The sequence below is a fragment of the Micromonospora sp. NPDC050686 genome (genome assembly GCF_040654475.1).
Taxonomy (GTDB): Bacteria; Actinomycetota; Actinomycetes; order Mycobacteriales; family Micromonosporaceae; genus Micromonospora.
This window is the reverse complement of the sequence record NZ_JBFAID010000017.1, coordinates 1-17,356: the sequence shown is the minus strand read 5'-3', so window position 1 is coordinate 17,356 and position 17,356 is coordinate 1. Positions and strand designations below refer to the sequence as shown.

General features: G+C 77.4%; 17 protein-coding genes. 6 read left to right on the top strand and 11 right to left on the bottom strand.

The window, feature by feature from the left end:
• Window positions 1-179 precede the first annotated feature (179 nt).
• The 3 genes from AB0H57_RS14245 to AB0H57_RS14235 are packed head-to-tail and all read right to left on the bottom strand — an operon-like array spanning window position 180 to window position 1,992.
• Entirely contained in the window at window positions 180-419 is a 240-nt protein-coding gene (locus tag AB0H57_RS14245) for a hypothetical protein (protein WP_357506270.1), read from the bottom strand.
• A 10-nt stretch (window positions 420-429) separates the two neighbouring features.
• Complete coding sequence (locus AB0H57_RS14240; protein WP_357506268.1) at window positions 430-1,293, bottom strand: alpha/beta hydrolase; 864 nt, start codon at window positions 1,291-1,293, stop codon at window positions 430-432.
• A 3-nt stretch (window positions 1,294-1,296) separates the two neighbouring features.
• Entirely contained in the window at window positions 1,297-1,992 is a 696-nt protein-coding gene (locus AB0H57_RS14235) for a TetR/AcrR family transcriptional regulator (protein ID WP_357506444.1), read from the bottom strand.
• 115 nt (window positions 1,993-2,107) lie between these two features.
• Between AB0H57_RS14235 and AB0H57_RS14230 the strand changes: the two genes are divergently transcribed.
• Window positions 2,108-3,109 carry a PHB depolymerase family esterase gene (locus AB0H57_RS14230; protein WP_357506266.1) on the top strand — a complete coding sequence of 334 codons (1,002 nt, stop codon included), beginning with the start codon at window positions 2,108-2,110 and terminating at the stop codon, window positions 3,107-3,109.
• Window positions 3,110-3,161: 52 nt separating this feature from the next.
• Here the strand turns inward: AB0H57_RS14230 and AB0H57_RS14225 are convergent, their stop codons facing one another.
• On the bottom strand, window positions 3,162-5,942 hold the full coding sequence (locus tag AB0H57_RS14225; protein WP_357506264.1) for an AAA domain-containing protein: 2,781 nt from the start codon (window positions 5,940-5,942) through the stop codon (window positions 3,162-3,164).
• 107 nt (window positions 5,943-6,049) lie between these two features.
• Complete coding sequence (locus tag AB0H57_RS14220; protein WP_357506262.1) at window positions 6,050-6,772, bottom strand: HD domain-containing protein; 723 nt, start codon at window positions 6,770-6,772, stop codon at window positions 6,050-6,052.
• 120 nt (window positions 6,773-6,892) lie between these two features.
• Here AB0H57_RS14220 and AB0H57_RS14215 point away from each other — a divergent pair, with 120 nt between their 5' ends.
• On the top strand, window positions 6,893-7,507 hold the full coding sequence (locus AB0H57_RS14215) for a DedA family protein (protein ID WP_357506260.1): 615 nt from the start codon (window positions 6,893-6,895) through the stop codon (window positions 7,505-7,507).
• 9 nt (window positions 7,508-7,516) lie between these two features.
• Here the strand turns inward: AB0H57_RS14215 and AB0H57_RS14210 are convergent, their stop codons facing one another.
• Window positions 7,517-8,125 carry a glycine zipper family protein gene (locus AB0H57_RS14210; protein ID WP_357506258.1) on the bottom strand — a complete coding sequence of 203 codons (609 nt, stop codon included), beginning with the start codon at window positions 8,123-8,125 and terminating at the stop codon, window positions 7,517-7,519.
• A gap of 177 nt (window positions 8,126-8,302) precedes the next feature.
• Between AB0H57_RS14210 and AB0H57_RS14205 the strand changes: the two genes are divergently transcribed.
• Window positions 8,303-9,331, top strand: a complete 1,029-nt coding sequence (locus tag AB0H57_RS14205) for an adenosine deaminase family protein (protein WP_357506256.1) — start codon at window positions 8,303-8,305, stop codon at window positions 9,329-9,331.
• Window positions 9,332-9,359: 28 nt separating this feature from the next.
• Here AB0H57_RS14205 and AB0H57_RS14200 read toward each other — a convergent pair whose 3' ends face one another.
• Together AB0H57_RS14200 and AB0H57_RS14195 are read right to left on the bottom strand one after the other, a co-directional pair.
• Complete coding sequence (locus tag AB0H57_RS14200) at window positions 9,360-9,884, bottom strand: nitroreductase/quinone reductase family protein (RefSeq protein WP_357506254.1); 525 nt, start codon at window positions 9,882-9,884, stop codon at window positions 9,360-9,362.
• Window positions 9,885-10,021: 137 nt separating this feature from the next.
• Window positions 10,022-11,182: an FAD-dependent monooxygenase gene (locus AB0H57_RS14195; RefSeq protein ID WP_357506252.1), complete on the bottom strand. Its 1,161-nt coding sequence runs from the start codon at window positions 11,180-11,182 to the stop codon at window positions 10,022-10,024.
• Between the two features lie 76 nt (window positions 11,183-11,258).
• Here AB0H57_RS14195 and AB0H57_RS14190 point away from each other — a divergent pair, with 76 nt between their 5' ends.
• A complete protein-coding gene (locus AB0H57_RS14190; protein WP_357506250.1) occupies window positions 11,259-11,888 on the top strand; it encodes a TetR/AcrR family transcriptional regulator in 630 nt (209 codons plus the stop codon).
• Window positions 11,889-12,022: 134 nt separating this feature from the next.
• On the top strand, window positions 12,023-13,147 hold the full coding sequence (locus AB0H57_RS14185; RefSeq protein ID WP_357506248.1) for an FUSC family protein: 1,125 nt from the start codon (window positions 12,023-12,025) through the stop codon (window positions 13,145-13,147).
• 92 nt (window positions 13,148-13,239) lie between these two features.
• Here the strand turns inward: AB0H57_RS14185 and AB0H57_RS14180 are convergent, their stop codons facing one another.
• Together AB0H57_RS14180 and AB0H57_RS14175 are read right to left on the bottom strand one after the other, a co-directional pair.
• Window positions 13,240-13,962, bottom strand: coding sequence for a phospholipase (locus AB0H57_RS14180; protein WP_357506246.1), 723 nt, complete (start codon window positions 13,960-13,962; stop codon window positions 13,240-13,242).
• Between the two features lie 184 nt (window positions 13,963-14,146).
• Entirely contained in the window at window positions 14,147-15,136 is a 990-nt protein-coding gene (locus AB0H57_RS14175; RefSeq protein WP_357506244.1) for a LacI family DNA-binding transcriptional regulator, read from the bottom strand.
• A gap of 210 nt (window positions 15,137-15,346) precedes the next feature.
• On the opposite strand from AB0H57_RS14175, the gene AB0H57_RS14170 reads away from it, so the two are divergent.
• On the top strand, window positions 15,347-16,543 hold the full coding sequence (locus AB0H57_RS14170) for an MFS transporter (protein ID WP_357506442.1): 1,197 nt from the start codon (window positions 15,347-15,349) through the stop codon (window positions 16,541-16,543).
• A gap of 59 nt (window positions 16,544-16,602) precedes the next feature.
• Here the strand turns inward: AB0H57_RS14170 and AB0H57_RS14165 are convergent, their stop codons facing one another.
• A complete protein-coding gene (locus tag AB0H57_RS14165; protein ID WP_357506242.1) occupies window positions 16,603-17,256 on the bottom strand; it encodes a hypothetical protein in 654 nt (217 codons plus the stop codon).
• Window positions 17,257-17,356 lie beyond the last annotated feature (100 nt).

Here is a 17,356-nt window from a genome sequence, read left to right as displayed (position 1 = left end):
GTGCGACAGACGTCCGAAAGGGGTGGTCGGCCGGCCGGACGTGGCGCGCCGGGGCCGGTCGCCTCAAGCTAGCAAGCGGTCGCCGCTGCCGCGGATCGCCGCGCGGGCCGGGATGCCGGAACATGTGCCACGTCGCGGGCGGCTGGTGCGGAGCCGCCCGCGACGGGTGTCGGTGCCGATCAGGCCGGGTCGGGCGGCGGGACCACGATCGCCCGCTTGAGGATCTTGCCGGTCGGGCCCTTGGGCCGGGCGGGCACGATCCACACCTGGCGCGGGTACTTGTACGCGGCCAGCTGCCCCTTGACGTGCTCGCGCAGCTCGTCGGGGCTGGCCGAGGCGCCGGGGCGGAGCGCGACCACGGCGACGACCTCCTCGCCGAGCGTCCCGGTGCGGGTCAGGATCGCGGCGACGTTGCTCATCGTCGCCACCTCATTCGGCCGTCAGGTGCCGGACGATCACGGCCGCCGGGCCGTCGGTCATCAGGATCGTGTAGTGGTTGGCGTCGACCAGCTCGGTGACCAGGTGCGGGGCCAGGCCGCGCCAGTGCTCGACCAGCGGCGCGGGCAGCATGCCGGGCTCCTGGCCGAACATGCCGCGCGGGGCGTGCAGCAGCACGGTGGGCACGGTCAGCTTGCGCAGGTCGTCGCCGAAGGAGGCGGCCTCGGCCAGCAGGTCCCGCCCGTCGGCCCGGACGGCCGCGCCGTCCACCCGGGACCGCACCGCGCCCTCGGGACCGGTCGCGTCGTACCGGACGTACGCGGTCAGGTCGTCGTTCCACTCGGCGGCCAGCGCCGGGTGCGCCCGGAAGAAGTCGACGTACGCCTGCACGGACGGGTACGTCTCGTCCAGCCGGGCGATGGCCGGGCCCAGCGTGGCGGCGAGGATCGCGTCCAGGTCGGCGCCCCCGGGCACCGGCAGCGGCAGGCCGCCGTCGACGAGGACCAGCCGGGTGAACAGCTCCGGCCGGCGCGCGGCGGCGCGCAGGGCCGCGTACGCCCCCATGGACTGCCCGACCAGCGCGACCGGCCGTCCCTGGCCGAACTTCGCGGCGGCGGCGCAGATGTCCTCGGCGTGCCGGGACATGCCGTACGGTCCGGGCAGCGTGTTGCTGCCGCCCCGGCCGCGCAGGTCCAGCGCGATCAGCGTCCAGTCGTCGGGCAGTTGCCGGGCGACGGACCGGAACGCCATGCCGGAGGCGGTGATGCCGTGCGCGGCGATCGCGATCTTCGGGCCGGTGCCGAACCGGAGCGCGGTCAGCGCGCCGTCGGGCACCTCCACCTTCACTTGTTCCATCGGTCAACCTTCCGTGCGGGGGTGCCGGTCGGCCGCGGGGGAGCGGGCGCCGACGAGTCGTAGGGCGAAGCCGACGAAGGCGTCGGCCACCTGGTCGCGGGTGTACGGCTGGTCGGGGCCGAACCAGTTCGCCACCCGCAGGCCGAGGCTGCCGACGGCGATGCCGGCCAGCGTCACGTCGGCCACGTCGAGGACGCCCTCGGCCGCGCCGCGCTCCAGGGCGGCCAGCAGCAGCCGGCGGGCGTCCTCGCGCAGTGCCAGCGCGGGTGCGGCGCGTTCCGGGCTGAGGGCGTGCAGTTCGTGGTTGGCGACCAGCGCCAGCAGGGGATAGTCGGCGTGCAGCAGGACCTGGGCCCGGACCAGCGCGGCGAACTGCGCCACCGGGTCGCCGGCGGCGGCGCCGGAGGCCGCCCGCAGCCGGGTGAGCAGCTCCTCGTGCCCGAGCCGGACCAGCTCGGCGAGGACGTCCTCCTTGCCGGGGTAGTGGGCGTAGAGGGTGGCGGAGTTGATGCCGACCTCGCGGGCGATGTCGCGGATCGAGGCGCCGAAGAAGCCGCGCTCGGCGAAGAGCCGCAGCGCCGCGTGCAGGATGCGCCCCCGGGTGCCGGCCGGGGTCACGCCGTCGGGCAGCTCGGCGGCGACCGCGCTGAGCCGGCGCGGGTTCCACGACATCTGCGTCACCGGCCCGACCGCCTTCACGTCACCCAACCGAACGATTGGTTGACACGGTAGACCATCCGGATGGATAGTGACCACCATCACTTTCCCAACCGATCGATTGGCAGCCATCCGTCCCGACAGAGGAGTAACGGCCATGCCCGATCCGGTCCCCGCCCGGCGCGTCCCGTCCCGACCGCGCCGGCTCCTCACCACCGCCCTCGCCGTCCTGCTCGCCCTGGTCGCCGCGCCCGCCGCCCCCGCCCGGGCGGCCACCGGCACCTGGTTCGCCGGCACCTACACCAGCCTCGCCGGCATCCGCGACTACCACGGCTACGTGCCGTCGAGCTACCGCCCGGGCACCCCGATGCCGCTGCTGGTGGCGCTGCACGGCTGCACCGAGAACGACGTCGGCTTCGACGTGCTGACCGGGCTGAGCGCCCTGGCCGAGCGGCGCGGGTTCCTCGTCGTCTTCCCCGACCAGTCCACCCTCGCCAACCCCGCCCAGTGCTGGAACTGGCCGCTGTCGAACAACCAGCACCGGGGCCGGGGCGAACCGTCGATCATCGCCGGCATCACCGGGCTGGTGCGCTCCCGCTGGACCGTCGACCCCGCCCGCACGTACGTCACCGGCGTCTCGGCCGGCGGCGTCATGTCGGTGATCATGGCCGTGACGTACCCCGACCTGTACGCGGCCGCGGCCACCGTCGCCGGCTGCGAGTACGAGTGCGACGTGCTGCGCCTCCGCTCGCCCGACCAGGCCGGGCTGGACGCCTGGCGGGAGATGGGCGCCCGGGCCCGGCCGGTGCCGGTGCTGGTCTTCCAGGGCAGCGCCGACCCGGTGGTCGCGCCCGTCACCGCCGACCGGATCGTCGGGCAGTGGGCGCAGACCGACGACCTCGCCCTCGACGGGCTCGACGACGGCGACGTCACCGCCACCCCGAGCCGGGTCGAACGCGGCCAGGTCCCCGGCGGGCGCACGTACGCCCACTCGGTCCACCACGGTCCCGAGGGCACCGTGCTGATCGAGAAGTACCTGATCGACGGGGCGGGCCACGTCTACCCGGGCGGCTGCTCGTGCAGCCTGTACGGCGACCCGACCGGCCCGGACGCCAGCGGCCTGAGCTGGGACTTCTTCCTGGCCCATCCCCGCCGGTGACCGCGCCGGTGGCTCGGCGGGCCACCGGTCCGGCCCGGGCCACCGGAGGGCGTCAGCCGATCCGGGAGGCCACCTCCAGCGCCGCCCGCACCGGATCGCCCGACCACCGGCCGGCGAAGCCGTCCACCAGCCGCCAGCCGGCGCGCAGCAGGGTCCGCTGCCGCTCCACGTGTGCGGCCACCCCGTCCGGGTGCACCGTGCAGATCACCCCGACGGCCGCCTCGCCGTCGCCCACACAGAGGTCCACCCGCCACCGCCCGACCGGATAACCGGCCCGCACCGGCAGCCCCAGCCGGCGCAGCTCGGCCGCGAGCGCCGCCGCCCAGCGCTGCTCCGGTGCGCCCGACAACCCAGCATCCGGCGGGCCGGACGAGGCGTCGACCGCCGAAGGGCCCTGCTCGGCGTACCGGAGGTAGTCGCCGACCAGGCCCTCGGCGGCGGTCAACGAGGTGACCACGGTCAGCCGGCGCCGGGCCCGAGTGACCAGCACGTTGAACAGGTTGGGCTCGGCCACGAACCGGTGCCGGGCCGGCGGGTCGCCGTCGACCAGCCCGAGTGAGGCGATCACCAGCGCCGCCTCGCTGCCCTGGAAGCCGTGCACCGTGCCGGACCGCAGCCCCAGCCGCTCGATCTCCTCCGCGTCGTAGCCGGACAGCAGCGCCGCCTCCAGCGCGTCGGCCTGCGCCCGGAACGGGCTGACCACCGCGATCCCGCCCGGCGGCGGGTCCACGGCCAGCTTGCGGACCAGGTCGAGCACGGCGTCCACCTCGGCCCGGTTCACCCCGTCGACCACCCTCGCGTCGGCGACCCGGAGCACGTCGATGACGTCGGCGCGCTCGTTGCGCGGATGCCGGGTGACTAGCTCCAGCCGGCCGGCGTAGAACCGGCGGGCGGAGAACTCGATCAGGTGCGGCGCGGATCGGTAGTGCTCACCGAGCCAGGCCACCGGCGCCGCCCCCGCCGCCACGTCGAACGCGCTGGAGCGGCGGACGTCCAGGCGGTCGGCCAGCGCGGCCAGCCCGTGCCGGTGCAGGGTGGCCGCGACGTCCACGTCGGCGACGAAGGAGACGAACCGCAGCTGGCGTGGATCCCCGGCGACCAGCGCCCGGCGGGCCCGGGCCAGCACCGGCGCCGCCCGGAGCTGGTCGACGTGCGCCGCCTCGTCCAGCACCACCAGATCGAACATGCCGGGCACCGGGGGCAGCAGGTCCTCGGTGTCGGTGACCGTGCCGACCCAGAGCGGCAGCGCCCGGACCAGCCCCGGGGCGTCCAGGTCGGCCAGCAGTTCCCGCCGGCGGTTGCGCCCTGCGCGTAGCGCCGCGCCGAGCGCCGCCGCGCTGCGCCGGGCCGGACCGTCCCACCGGTGCGCGCCGGCCGCCCGGTTGCGCATCGCCGTGCCCACCGCGACGGCGAGCGCGTCGTCGGCCGCCACCAGCGCCCGCCAGGCGGCGGCCAGGTCGGCGCCGCCGGTGGCGGCCAGCCGCGCCGCCGCCCGCACCGCGGTCGCCGCCCGCACCGCCGAGCGCAGCCGATCCACGGGTACGTCCGCCGCGGCGCCGGTCAGCCGCGCCAGCCGGCGCCGGGCCCGGGTCCGCCGCCACCGCTGCCACCAGCCGTCCCCGTCGGCCTCGGACGCGGCCAGCGCGGCGCGGGCCGCCGGCAGGTCGGCGTCGGGGTCGAACAGCCGCGGCGCGGCGGCGGTGAGCGCGGGCAGCAGCGGCTCCCAGGTGGGCAGCTCGGCGGCGGACCGCTCACCGTCCAGCACCTCGGCGATGCCGGCCCGGATCGTCGCCACCCGGTCCCGGGCGGCGACCACCGCCGCCGCGTCGGCCCGCAGCCGCTCGTCGTCCGGACCGGCAGGCGCACCGGCGGCCAGCTCCCCGGCGATCGCCTCGCGCCGCTCCGCGTCCCCGAACAGCACCGGCGTTGGACCGGGCTGCCGGCGCAGCAGCTCGCCCAGCACGTCGGCCGCGTGCACCGACCGGGTCGCCACCAGCACCGAGCCGCCCCGGTCCACCACGTCCAGCGCGGCGGCGACCAGGGTGTGGCTCTTGCCGGTGCCGGGCGGGCCGGAGACCACCACCAGCGGCTCGGTCCGGGTACGCCGCACCACGTCCCGCTGGGCCGCGTGCAGCGGCAGCGGCGACAGCACCTCGCCGTCGTCGGCCGGCCCGGCGACCTCCGGCGGGGCGTCGGCGTACACCCGGGCCAGCGCGGTGTCGGCGAGCCCCGGCCGGCCCGCCCAGCTCAGCAGGGTGTCGCGCAGCCCGCCGGCCACCACGTCCCGGCTGACGAAGAGCGCGGCGGTGGTGATCCCGACCAGCCGGCCGTCGTCGATCCGGCCGGGCGCCCGCGCGCTGACCTCGGCCACCGTCAGCCCGGCGGCGGTCGCCGCGGTCCGCAGCCAGGCCGCGGTGCCGGGCGCGCCCGGCCAGCCCGGCTCGGCCAGGCCCGGCGCGGTCTCCAACCGGGACGCCAGCGCGCGGTCGGCGATCAGCGCGGTGAGCTCCAGGTCGCCGGCGGGGATCACCCGGTAGCCGCGCAGCGTCCGCTCCAGCCGCACCGGTTGGGTCAGCAGCGGCGTGCGGACCCGGCGTCGCCCGGCGTCGGTGTCCACCCCGCCGACCACGAAGGCCAGCCCGCGGCGCAGGACCCGCTCGTCGCGGTGCAGGGTGTCCAGGGCGGCGAGCCGGTCCAGCCGGGCGTCGCGGGGCGCGCGGTCGGGGGCGGGCAGCCAGACCAGGGGACGGCCCGGGCCGGACACGTCGAAGACCCGCTCGGCGCCGGCCGGGGCCAGGTCGGCGAGCGCGGACAGGATCGTCGCCGGCTGCATCGCCCGCCGATTCTGCCGTACGCCGCAAAGCCGCGCGGACCGCGCCGGGCCCGGCCGCCGGGCCGCCCGGACCGGGGCCGCCCCCGGCGGCCGGGCGGTGCGGCGGGTCAGCCGGGCTGGTCGAGGATCGCGGCGAACCGCTCCTCGGCCAGATCGAGCTGGGCGAAGATGTGCCGCTTCACCGCCGCCGACAGCGGGGTGTCCGGCCGGCCGATCAGCTCCCGGAAGACCGGCACCAGCGGGCGGTACTTCGCCGCCGAGCGGGCCACCTTGGGCCCGACGGTGTGGATCACGCCCACCCCGTTGTCGGTGAAGTCGGAGACCTTGATGACCCGGGCCCACGGCTCCGCGTCCAGGCTGGCCGCCACGTGCTCGCGATACTGCGTGTGCCGGTCCCGGCCCGGGTCGTACACCGGGTTGGTCACCGCGGCGACCAGGCGGGCCACCCGCGGGCCGAACCGGGCCGCCAGCGTGGCCAGCGCCGCGGCCCGCGCCTCGTCGCCGGCCGCGCCCGCGCCGGCCAGCTCGGCGGGGTGGTCCTCCACCGCGTCGTGCAGCAACCCGGCGACGATCACGTCGACGTCGCGCACCTGGTAGTGGTGCATCATCCGGATCGCCACCCGCAGCAGGTGGTTCAGGTACGGCTCGCGGACCCGCCGGTCGTCGCGGTGCAGGTCGGCGGCGAGGTCGAGCGCCTCGGTGAGCCGGTCCCGGTCGCCGGGACCAAACGCCCCGATCTCCAGCCGGAAGCGCTCCAGCAGGCCGGGCTCCCCGTGGATCTCGGTGATCGCGTGCATCGGCATGGTCGCGAGGTACGCGGGGAAGTCCATGGATCACTTATAGCGGATCTTCACTGCCGAGCGGGGCTGCGCCGTCACCGGTTCGGCGGGTGTCGCGGCAACCGCCCGATCCGGACGCCTCGCGGACACCCCGCGCGGAACAATCGCGGCATGGACCGGTTGCCGGAGCTGCTGCTCGCCCTGCCGCCGGCCCTGGTCCTGGCGCTGGTCTTCCTGCTGCCCGCCCTGGAGGCGTCGACCTTCCTCGGCCTGGTCGTGCCCGGGGAGATCGCCGTCCTGGTCGGCGGGGTGCTGGCCCACGAGGGCCGGCTGCCGCTGTGGGCGGTGGCCGGGGCGGCGCTGGCCGGGGCCGCCGTCGGCGACCAGGCCGGCTACCTGGTCGGCCGCCGGTACGGCCGGCGCCTGCTGGACCGGGTTCCCCGCCGGTTGGTCGGCCCGGGGGAGCTGCGCCGCGCGCTCGACCTGGTCCGCCGGCGCGGCGCGCTGGCGGTGGTGCTGGGGCGTTGGGTGGCGGCGCTGCGCGCCCTGGTCCCCGGCCTGGCCGGGCTGAGCGGCATCCGGCAGCGCACCTTCACCCTGGCGAACCTGACCGGCGGCGCGCTTTGGGCCGTCACGGTGAGCGTGCTCGGCTACCTGGCCGGGGCGTCGTACCGGCTGCTGGAGCGGCGGCTCGGGCTCGGCGGCGAGGCGCTGCTCGCGGTGGTGGTCGTGGTCGTGGTGTTCCGCGTGTGGCGGCGCCGGGTCGCGGCCCGGCGCGACGGCTGACCCCGCCGGTCAGCGCGGTGGGCGCCCCTGCACCCGGTACGCGATCGCCTCGTGCCAGGTGTGCGGGTAGACGCCCACCTCGAAGTAGCGGCGCACCCGGTCGATCGGCGCGTGCGCGTGGTCGTGGTAGAGCAGCCACACCGGGGCGACCGTGAACAGCACGTAGTTGGCCGCCACCAGCGGCAGGTAGAGCGGGCCGAGCAGCCGGGCCTGGAGGATGTGCACGTCCTCGTGGCGCTGCACCCCGGGGCCGGCGCCGGCGCAGACCGTGCCGAGCGTGGTGGCGTACCGGGGCCAGACGCCCTCGACCAGATTGACCCGGCCCCGGTGCCGGCAGGCGTCCCGGTCCAGCCGGTGCCCGGCGGCCAGGTGCCCGGCGAGGTACGCGGCGCCCAGCACCGTGTTGGGCAGGCTCCAGGTGTGGTCGACCACGAAGAGCGCCCCGCCCCGCGCGTCCGGCCGGTACGACCGGGCACCGGCGACCGCCCAGCCGAACGGGGCGCCGAGCAGCAGGCCGGCCGCCGCGCCGACCGCCGCCCCCGCCGGGCCGCCGAGCCAGCCGCCGAGCACGACGCCCAGCAGGGTGTGCACGGCGGCGGTGACGATACCGAAGACCATGGGTCACCTCCGGGCGGTCGCTGGACTCCAGTGTGCGTCCGGGTGCGGGACGGGTGGAAGTGGCGCCGGCGGTCGGGTGCGCGACGCGGGTTCCCACCGGCGGGGGAGGCGCCCCGGGAGCCGGCGGTGGCAGGCTGGCCGGACCGCACCGCACTGCACCGCACCGCGAGGAGTCTCATGTCGCACCCGGCTCAGCGCACCGCCCCGAAGATCGAGCTGCACGTCCACCTGGAGGGCACGCTGCGCCCGGCGTTGCTCGCCGAGTTCACCGGCGACGGCCCGCCCGCCCCCGGCCCGCCGTACGCCTTCACCGACCTGTACGGCTTCATCGAGATCTGGAACCGGGTCACCGCCTGCCTGCGCGGCCCCGAGCAGTACCGGCGGGCCCTGCTGGCGTACGCGGCGGAGGCCGCCGGGCACGGCGCGGTCTACCTGGAGCCGATCGTGGACGCCGAGGAGCGCCTGGGCGGGCCGGCGGCCTGGGCCGACGTGCTGGCGGCCTGCTGCGACGCCGCCGCGGAGGCGCGCGACCGGCACGGCGTCGAGATCGGGTTGACCCCGCAGGTGTTCCGGGGGCAGGACGTCGAGGTGGCCGAGGAGGCCGCCCGGGTGGCGACCCGGTTCGCCGGCCGGGGCGTGGTCGGGTTCGGCCTGTCCGGCGCGGAGGGACGGTTTCCCACCCTGCCGTACGCCGGGGTGGCCCGGATCGCCCGCGACGGCGGCCTGCCGTTCGTCCCGCACGCCGGAGAGGCGGCCGGCCCGGCGGCGGTACGCGAGGTGCTGGCGATGGGCGCGGTCCGGATCCGGCACGGGGTACGCGCGGTCGAGGACCCGCGCCTGGTCGACGAGTTGGCCGCCGCCGGCACCGTGCTCGACGTGACCCCGACGTCGAACGTCCGGCTCGGCGCCGCCGCGCCGGACCGCCCGCACCCGCTGACCGTGCTCACCGCCGCCGGGGTCCGCTGCTCGATCTCCACCGACGATCCGGCGATCTTCGACGTCACCCTCGCCGGGGAGTACGCCGTGGCCGCCCGGCTGGGGGTGGACGGTGCCACCGCGTACGCCTCGGGCCTGGCCGGGGCGCTCTGCGACGCCGCCACCCGGGACCGGCTGGCCGCGCTCGGCCGGCGGGCGTACGGGCCGGCTGAGCCCGCCGCGCCCGCGCCGGCCACGGCGGCCGACCGGTCCGCCGTGGCCGGTCGGTGAGCGGTGCCGGCGCTGGGCGGGTGTAGGGCTATGCCCCCGGTCCGCCGCCGATCGGCGGCGGTGGGCCCGGGTCGGGGGTGACCCGGAAGACCGGGAAGCGGTCGGCGACGCCCGCGAAGTCGGCGACGGCGGCGTGCCGGTCCACCGGGACGTGCGCCCGGGCCCCCGGTGCCAGGGCGAGGTATCGGCGCAGGATCGGCGGCCGGTCGGCGACCGGGATCTCGTCGAGCCGGACCGGTTCCCGGCGGCCGTGCCGCAGCACCGCCCGGCCACCCGCGGCCCGGACGTTGTGGACCCAGTTGGCCTCCGTGCCGAGCATGGAGACCAGGTAGCGGCCGCCGTCGTGGTCGGCCACCACCACCGGCACCGCGACCGGCCGGCCGGACCGCCGGCCCGGAACCTCCAGGGTGACCCAGTGCGCCGGCGCCAGCCCGGTGGAGAACTGCCACGCGGCCAGCGTGTTCATCAACCGGGCCAGCCGGTTCGGCCGGCCAGCGCGGTACATCCACCGCAAGTGCCGGCGGATCAGCCCACCGCCCGCACCGCCAGTCACGCCCACGGCGACCTTCTCGCGTCGAAGGAGCCTGTCACCTCCATTACGGACCCGGCCGGGCAGCGCCCGGAAGGGCCGAGCGGCCCCCGTCGGATCCCGGCCACCGCGTCGGGCTCGCGGGCCGACGCCCGCGCCGGTCACGTCGCCGGCGGGGTCCAGTCGGCGTACCGGGCCATCGCGCGCAGCGTGGCGCGCGGCGGGGTGAGCCGCAGCAGCGTGGACCGGGCGGCCACCGCGAGCGGGTTGCGCAGCTGCGGGCCGTACCGGCCGGCGCGCAGCGAGGCCCGGGCCACCTCCTGGCTGCGGGGGCGGCGCTGCCGGTCGTAGCCGGCCAGCGCCTCCGCCAGGTGGGCGGGTCCGCCGGCGCAGGCCGCGCCGAGCACGACGGCGTCTTCCAGGGCCTGCTGGGCGCCCTGCCCGAGGTACGGGGTCATCGCGTGCGCGGCGTCGCCGAGCAGCGCCACCCGGCCCCGCACGTACGACGGTAGCGGCTCGGCCAGGTGGTGCAGGTCGTGGCGGAGCACCGCCTCCGGCGCGGTGGCGTCCAGCAGGGCCGGGATCGGGTCGTGCCCGGAGCCGAAGCGGCGCCGGACCTCGGCCAGCTCGTCCGGGGCGTGCCCGCCGGGCGGGGCGGTGACCGCCGCGTACCAGTAGACCCGCCCGTCGCCCATCGGCACGATGCCGAACTCGGTGCCCGGTCCCCAGGTGACTTCGGTCGGCAGCGGCTCCGGCCAGGTCAGCACTGCCCGCCAGGCGGTGGAGCCGGCGTACGCCGGGGGTGGGAGGTCCGGCCAGAGCCGGGCGCGCAGCGCGCTGCGCAGGCCGTCGGCGCCCACCACCAGGTCGCCCCGGACCGTGGTGGTGCCGTCCGCGTGGTGGTGGCGCACCTCGCCGGTGGTCGGGTCGACGTCCTGCACCCGGGCGCCGGTGACCAGGGCTCCCGGCGGCAGCGCGGCGCGCAGCAGGGCGTGCAGGTCGGCGCGGTGGATGCCGACCGCCCGGGTGCCGAGCATCCGCTCGAGCTGGGGCCCGTCCACCCTCGACAGCCACCGGCCGGTGCGGTCCCGGAGCCCGCCGGGGGTGTCGGCCCGGCCGCGGGCGCGGACCGCGGCGCCGAGGCCGAGGGCGTCCAGCGCGCGCAGGCCGTTGGCCATCAGCGACAGCCCGGCCCCGATCTCGCCGGGCGCCGCGGCGCGTTCCAGGACGGTGACCCGCCAGCCGTGGCGGTGCAGCGCCACGGCCGCCGCGAGCCCGCCGATGCCGCCGCCGACCACGATCGCCTCACCCTTGTCGCCCATGTCGCCGCCTCCCCGGTTCTTCTACAGCCGTAGAAAGTCATACTACAGCCGTAGAACAACGGGTGGGGAGGCGTACATGAGCGGTCGGGCGGACCGGGTGGCGTTGCTGGCCGACGCGGCCATCGCGCTGCTCGCCGGGGGCGGTATGCGGGCCCTCACCCACCGGGCCGTCGACGCGCGGGCCGGCGTACCGCTCGGCACCACCTCGGCCTACCTGCGGACCCGGCAGGCGCTGATCGAGGCGGTGGTGCGCCGCCTGGTCGAGCTGGACCGGATCGACCTGGCCGCCCACGCGCTGCCCGCCGACCCGGCCGCCCCGGCCACCGCGCGGCGGCTCGACGCGGCGGACCTCGACCGGCTCGCCACCGGCATCGCCGAACTGCTGGACCGGTGGCTGACCGCCGGGCGCGACCGGACCCTGGCCCGGTACGCCTGCCTGCTGGAGGCGGTGCACCGCCCGGAGCTGCGCCGCATCCTGGAGCACGGCACGGTGCTGCGGGTGCAGGCCCGGGACCTGCTCGCCCAGGCGGGCGCCGCCGACCCCCGCCAGCAGGGCGACCAGTTCGTGGCGTTCGTCGACGGCCTGCTCTTCGACCGGCTGGTCGGCGCCGGCGCGCTCGGCGCCCCGCCGCCGGGCAGCCCGGCGAGCCGGGCCGACCTGCGCGCGGGCGTCCGGGCCGCGCTCCGGGCCTTCACCGGCACCTGACCCGCGGCTCGGCGGCTCGGCTGCCCGTGGGATCCGGCTCGCCTCGCGCGGAACGGCCCCGATGCGGACCCGGCCTGGCGACCGCGCCCGGCGAGGAGCACCCTGGGTGGGTCGATCAACCGGCAGGAGGCGCGATGAGGCGGTGGCGGTGGCTGCGTATCGGCCTGCGGCGGCTGCGGCGAGGCTGGCTGCCCGTGGTGGAGGCCACCCTGGCCGCGACGATCGCCTGGGTGCTGGCCACCCGGCTGGTCGGCCACCCGCAGCCGTTCTTCGCACCCGCCGCGGCGCTGATCGTGCTCGGCCAGGCCCGCGGCCAGCGGACCCGCCGAGCCGTCGAGGTGGTGCTCGGAGTGGCGGCGGGCGTGCTCGTCGCCGACCTGGTGGTGCAGGCCCTCGGCCCGCGCACCACCTGGACCGTCTTCACCGTCATCCTGCTCACCGTCACCCTGGCCGTGGCGATCGGCGCGAGCAGCGTCACCGTGGTGCAGGCCGCCGTCTCCGCGCTCTACCTGGTCGTGGTCTCGCCGCCGACCGAGTCGCTGGTGCCGTTCCGGTTCGTGGACGCGCTGATCGGCGGCGCGGTGGCCCTGGCGGCCAGCCAGCTCATCGACGCCCGGCGGCCGCTCGCCCCGCTGGTCGCCGAGTTCCGGCAGACGTTCCAGGAACTGGGCGACCTGCTGGACGAGATCGCGTCGGCGCTGGAGCACGACGACGAGCCGGCCGCCCTCGCCGCGCTGCAGCGGGCCCGCCGGGCCGACGCGGCGGTGCAGCGGCTGCGCGACGCCGTGCTCGCCGCCGGCGAGGCGGTCCGGCTCAACGTGCGGCGCCGCCGGCACCTGGGCCGGCTGCGCTCGGTCGACGCCTCGATCCGGCAGATCGACTACGTGGTCCGCAACGTGCGGGTGCTCGCCCGAGCCGGGGTCACCCTCACCCGGCACCCGGCACCGATCCCGGCCGACCTGGCGACCGCCGTCCGCAGCCTCGCCGAGGCGGTCCGGGCCGGCGGCGAGGCGCTCGCCGTCGACCTCACCGGCGCAGACGAGGACGCCGACCGGCACGCCGCGCGCGCCGAGGAGGCCGCGCTCGCCGCCGTACGCCTCGCCGGGCGGCTCTTCGCCCCGGCACCCACCCTGCCGCTCGCGATGCTCATCGGGCAGGTCCGGGCCACCGCGATCGACCTGCTGCGCGGGCTCGCCGCCGACGACGACCCGACGGTACTGGACCGGGTCGACGAGGCGATCGGCCTGGCCACCCGCTGAGGGCGCGGCCGGGTGTCGGGGCCGGCGGTCCCTCGGGCCGCGTTCGCCGTCGCCGGCCGTCCGGGCCGTGGTGCCCGGCCGGGCCGGTCCGGTCAGGGCAACCGGGTGCGGCGACCCGCGACGCTCGACAGCCACTCCACCGCGTGCTGCCGGATCTCCGCCGGCACCTCGTGCCCGCCGTCGAACTCGTGATAGTCGACCTGATAACCGAAGGTGTGCAGCCGCGGCACCAGCCGGCGGCTGCACACGTCCACCGGCAGCACCCGGTCGTGGACGCCGTGCGAGACGAAGATCCGCGGCCGGCCGTTGGTGAGCATCGGCGCGGCGAACCCGGGGGAGAAGGCCAGGACCGCCGCGAACAGGTCACCGTTGGTCAGGCCGAGGCTGAGCGCGTACGACGCGCCGTCGGAGAAGCCGCCGACCAGCACGCACTCCACCGGCCAGGAACGGAACGCCGCGTCCAGCATCAGGTCGATCCGGCGTACGTCGGGGCCGAAGCCCTCCACGATCAGGTCCCAGCTGCTCGCCGTGGCCTGCGGGGCGACCAGCAGCAGCCGGTGCCGGTCGGCCAACGGCCGCAGCAGGTCCAGCCCCTGCTCGGCGGTGCCGCCCGCGCCGTGCAGCAGCAGCGCCAGCCGGTACGACCGGATCGCCCCCGCCGGCGCGTACGCGACGCCCAGCGGCTCGCCGTCGGGGCCGGTCAGCGGCACCAGGCCGGTGCCGCCCGGGGCCACCGGCGGGACGACCCGGGCCGTCAACCGCCCGTGCCGGGGGTTCTCCTCCGGCTGCCGGTGCGGCGGCGCGGGCTCGGACACGTCGACTGTCTCCTCCGGCTCGGACGGCGGTCCCGGCCGTCTACCCCACCCACCCCCGCTTAACCGTCGCCCGCCCCCCGCCGCCCCGCCCGCCGCCGCGGGCCCCGCCGCCCGCGGCGGCGCGCCGGGTGTTAAGCGGGGGCCCCGCTACCGGAGGCGTTAAGCGGGGGCCCCTCCTTACACCTCAGGCGCTTTCGCGGGGGATGAGGACGGAGGGGAAGGAGGTGATCGGGGCGGCCCTCGCCCCCTCCGCCAGGGCGGTGGCCGCCGCCGCGGCGATCCGGCCCACCGGGTGGCTGGCCGTGGTCAGCGCGGGCGCGGTCAGCGCGGCCAGCGGGATGTCGTCGAAGCCGGCCACCGCCACGTCACCGGGAACCTCGACGCCGTGCCCGCGCAGCCCGGCCAGCACGCCCAACGCGGTCGGGTCGCTCACCGCGAAGATCGCGTCGGTGTCCGGCCAGCGCCGCATCGCCTCACGGGCCGCCGCCCGCCCCCGCTCGGCGGTGAAGTCGCCGGGCAGCAGCCGCACCGGCAGGCCGGCGTCCCGGGACAGCCGCTGGTACGCCCGTGCCGACCGGTCGGTGCAGGGCAGCCAGCGGGGGCCGGCGACCATGGCGATCCGGCGCCGGCCCGAGGCGTACAGGTGGTGCAGCACCTGGGTGGCACCGCCGCCGTTGTCCACGTCGAAGGAGGGCACGTCGGCCGAGCCGACGCCGAGCGAGGCCACCCGGCCGCGCAGCGACCGGGGCAGCGCCGCCAGCAGCGGTTCGGTGGTGTTCACCAGCACCACCCCGCGTACGCCCCGGTCCTCGGCGATGCGGTGCAGCGCGTTCGAGCCGGCCAGCGGCAGCCAGTGCAGCGACACCCCGAGGCCGTACGGGCCGCCCACCCGGGCCGCGTTGGCCACCACCTGCTCGACGTACGGGTCGTCGAGCACGGCCTGGCTCTCGCCGCAGACCGCCACGGCCAGCCGTACCCCGGCGCCGCGGACCAGGGCGCGGGCGGCCGGGTCCGGCACGTACCCGAGCTGGTCGGCGGCGGCGGTCACCCGGCTGCGCGCCGCGGTGGAGGCGAAACCGGTGCCGGCGATCACCCGTGACGCGGTGGACCGCGACACTCCGGCCAGTCGGGCGACGTCCTCCAGGGTCGCCGGGCGGCCCGCCCGTGTCGTCATCGGTCCTCCCCGTGCCCGCGCCCCCGGCGCGGCACCTCGCCCGCCGGGCCCTCTGCATCATGCCTGGACTGTGACGCGGTTGGTAAGGGGCGACCCCCGGGTTGAGGTGGTAGCGCTCTCAGGTGTGGGATCGTTCCCAACACCTGGTCCGCCCCCCGGACCACCCCTGGACGAGAGGACCGACCAGCCGTGAGCCGCACCGACGCGCCGGTGATCGATTCCGGAGCCGGCCCGTTGACCCCGGGCCGGGTCCGCGCCGCCCGCACCGGCGTCGCCGTCGTCTTCGCCCTCAACGGGCTGGCGGTGGCCTCCTGGTTCGCCCGGGTCCCGGCGGTCCGCGAGGCGCTGGGGCTCAACCCGGGCCGGCTCGGCCTGCTGCTGCTGGCCATGTCCGCCGGCGCGCTGCTGGCGCTGCCCACCGCCGGCCTGGTCACCCAGCGGCTCGGCGCCGCCCGGACGGTACGCGGCGCGGTGCTGCTGGTCGGGGCGGGGCTGGCCGGCATCGGCGTGGCGGCCGGGCCGCTCGGCTCGCTGCCCGGGGTGGCGGTGGCGCTGTTCGCCATCGGGTACGGCTCGGGCACCTGCGACGTGGCGATGAATGTCGAGGGCGCGGTGGTCGAGCGGCGGCTCGGGCGTACGGTGATGCCCCGCTTCCACGCGGCGTGGAGCCTCGGCTCGGTGGCCGGGGCGGCGCTCGGCGCCGGGGCGGCCCGCTGGGGCGTACCCCTCGCCGCCCACCTGACCGTGCTGGCCGCCGTGGTGCTGGTCGGCACGTTCGCCGGGGCCCGCGCCTTCCTCCCGGCCGACCCGGCCCCGGCGGGCGCCGCCCGGCGCGGCAGCGGGGTGCTCGCCGCCTGGAAGGAGCCGCGCACCCTGCTGATCGGCGCGCTGGTGCTGATCATGGCGTTCACCGAGGGCAGCGCCAACGACTGGGTGGCCGTCGCGTTCATCGACGGGTACGGGTTCAGCGAGGCCGCCGGTGCGGCGGTCTTCGGCGTGTTCGTGACCGGCATGACGCTCGGCCGGACCCTCGGCACCATCGCGCTGGACCGCTGGGGGCGGGTGCCGGTGTTGCTGGGCACGATCCTGCTCGCCGTCGTCGGGACCGGCCTCACCGTGCTGGCCGGTTCCGGCCCGCTGGCGGTCGTCGGGGTGGCCCTCTGGGGCGTCGGCGCCTCCCTCGGCTTCCCGGTCGGGATGAGCGCCGCCGCGGACGAGGAGGACCGGGCGCCGGCCCGGGTCAGCGTGGTGGCCGCCATCGCGTACACCTCGTTTCTGGGCGGCCCGCCGCTGCTGGGGATGCTCGGCGACCGGGTCGGCATCCTGCACGCTCTCATGGTGGTGTCGATCCTGCTGCTGCCCGCGCTGGCCCTGGTCCCGGTCACCCGACCGCCGGCCGGCCGCTGACCGGCTCCGGCACGGCGACCCGGCCCACCGCGGACGATCCCGCTGGACCGTCGGGGTGGTCAGGGGCGCAGCCAGACGCGCAGCGGCCCGGTGACCCGGAAGCCAGCCCGGGCCGCGGCGGCCAGGTCGGCGCCGGCCTCGTAGCCGACCAGCGGAACGCCGGGCGGGGCGGCCCGGCAGACGGCCGGCCACAGCGGCGGGCCGCCGAACACGTTGGACACGCCGGTGACCCGGTCGCCCCGGGTCAGCACCGCGCCCCCGGTCACCGAGCCGTCCGGGGCGTAGCGGGCCAGCACGGTGACCCGCGGGTCGGCCAGCAGCGCCGGCCGGAACACCGGGCCACCGCCGTGCGCCGCCGCCCACCCGGCCAGCCCGGCGGCCGACGTGACGGGGGTCAGCGCCGGCCCCGGGGCGGGGTCGGCCGGCGGGCGGTGAATCCATTCGGCGGTGAACAGGAGCCGGTAGCCGTACCGGGTGAGGTCGAGGTCGGCGTAGCTGTCCTTGACCGAGGCGCCCGGCCCGTCGTCGATCCGGGCGAGCAACGCCGCGGCGTCGACCCCGCGGCGCAGCGTCACCGCGTCCGGGTAGCGGGCGGGGGAGCGGCGGGGCACCGACCAGGCGTCGGCGTCGGTGACGCCGGGCTGGCCGTGGGTCGCGCAGACCGCAGCGCACCACCGCGCGTTGTCCCGTACCGCCGCGTCCCACCAGTCCACCGGCGCAGCCTAGACGATCTATTCCAAGGGTTCAGTGGTCGTACGCGGTCAGTGAGCGGAGTACGGGTTGGTTGGTGTGCCAGTTGTGCCAGATCACGGC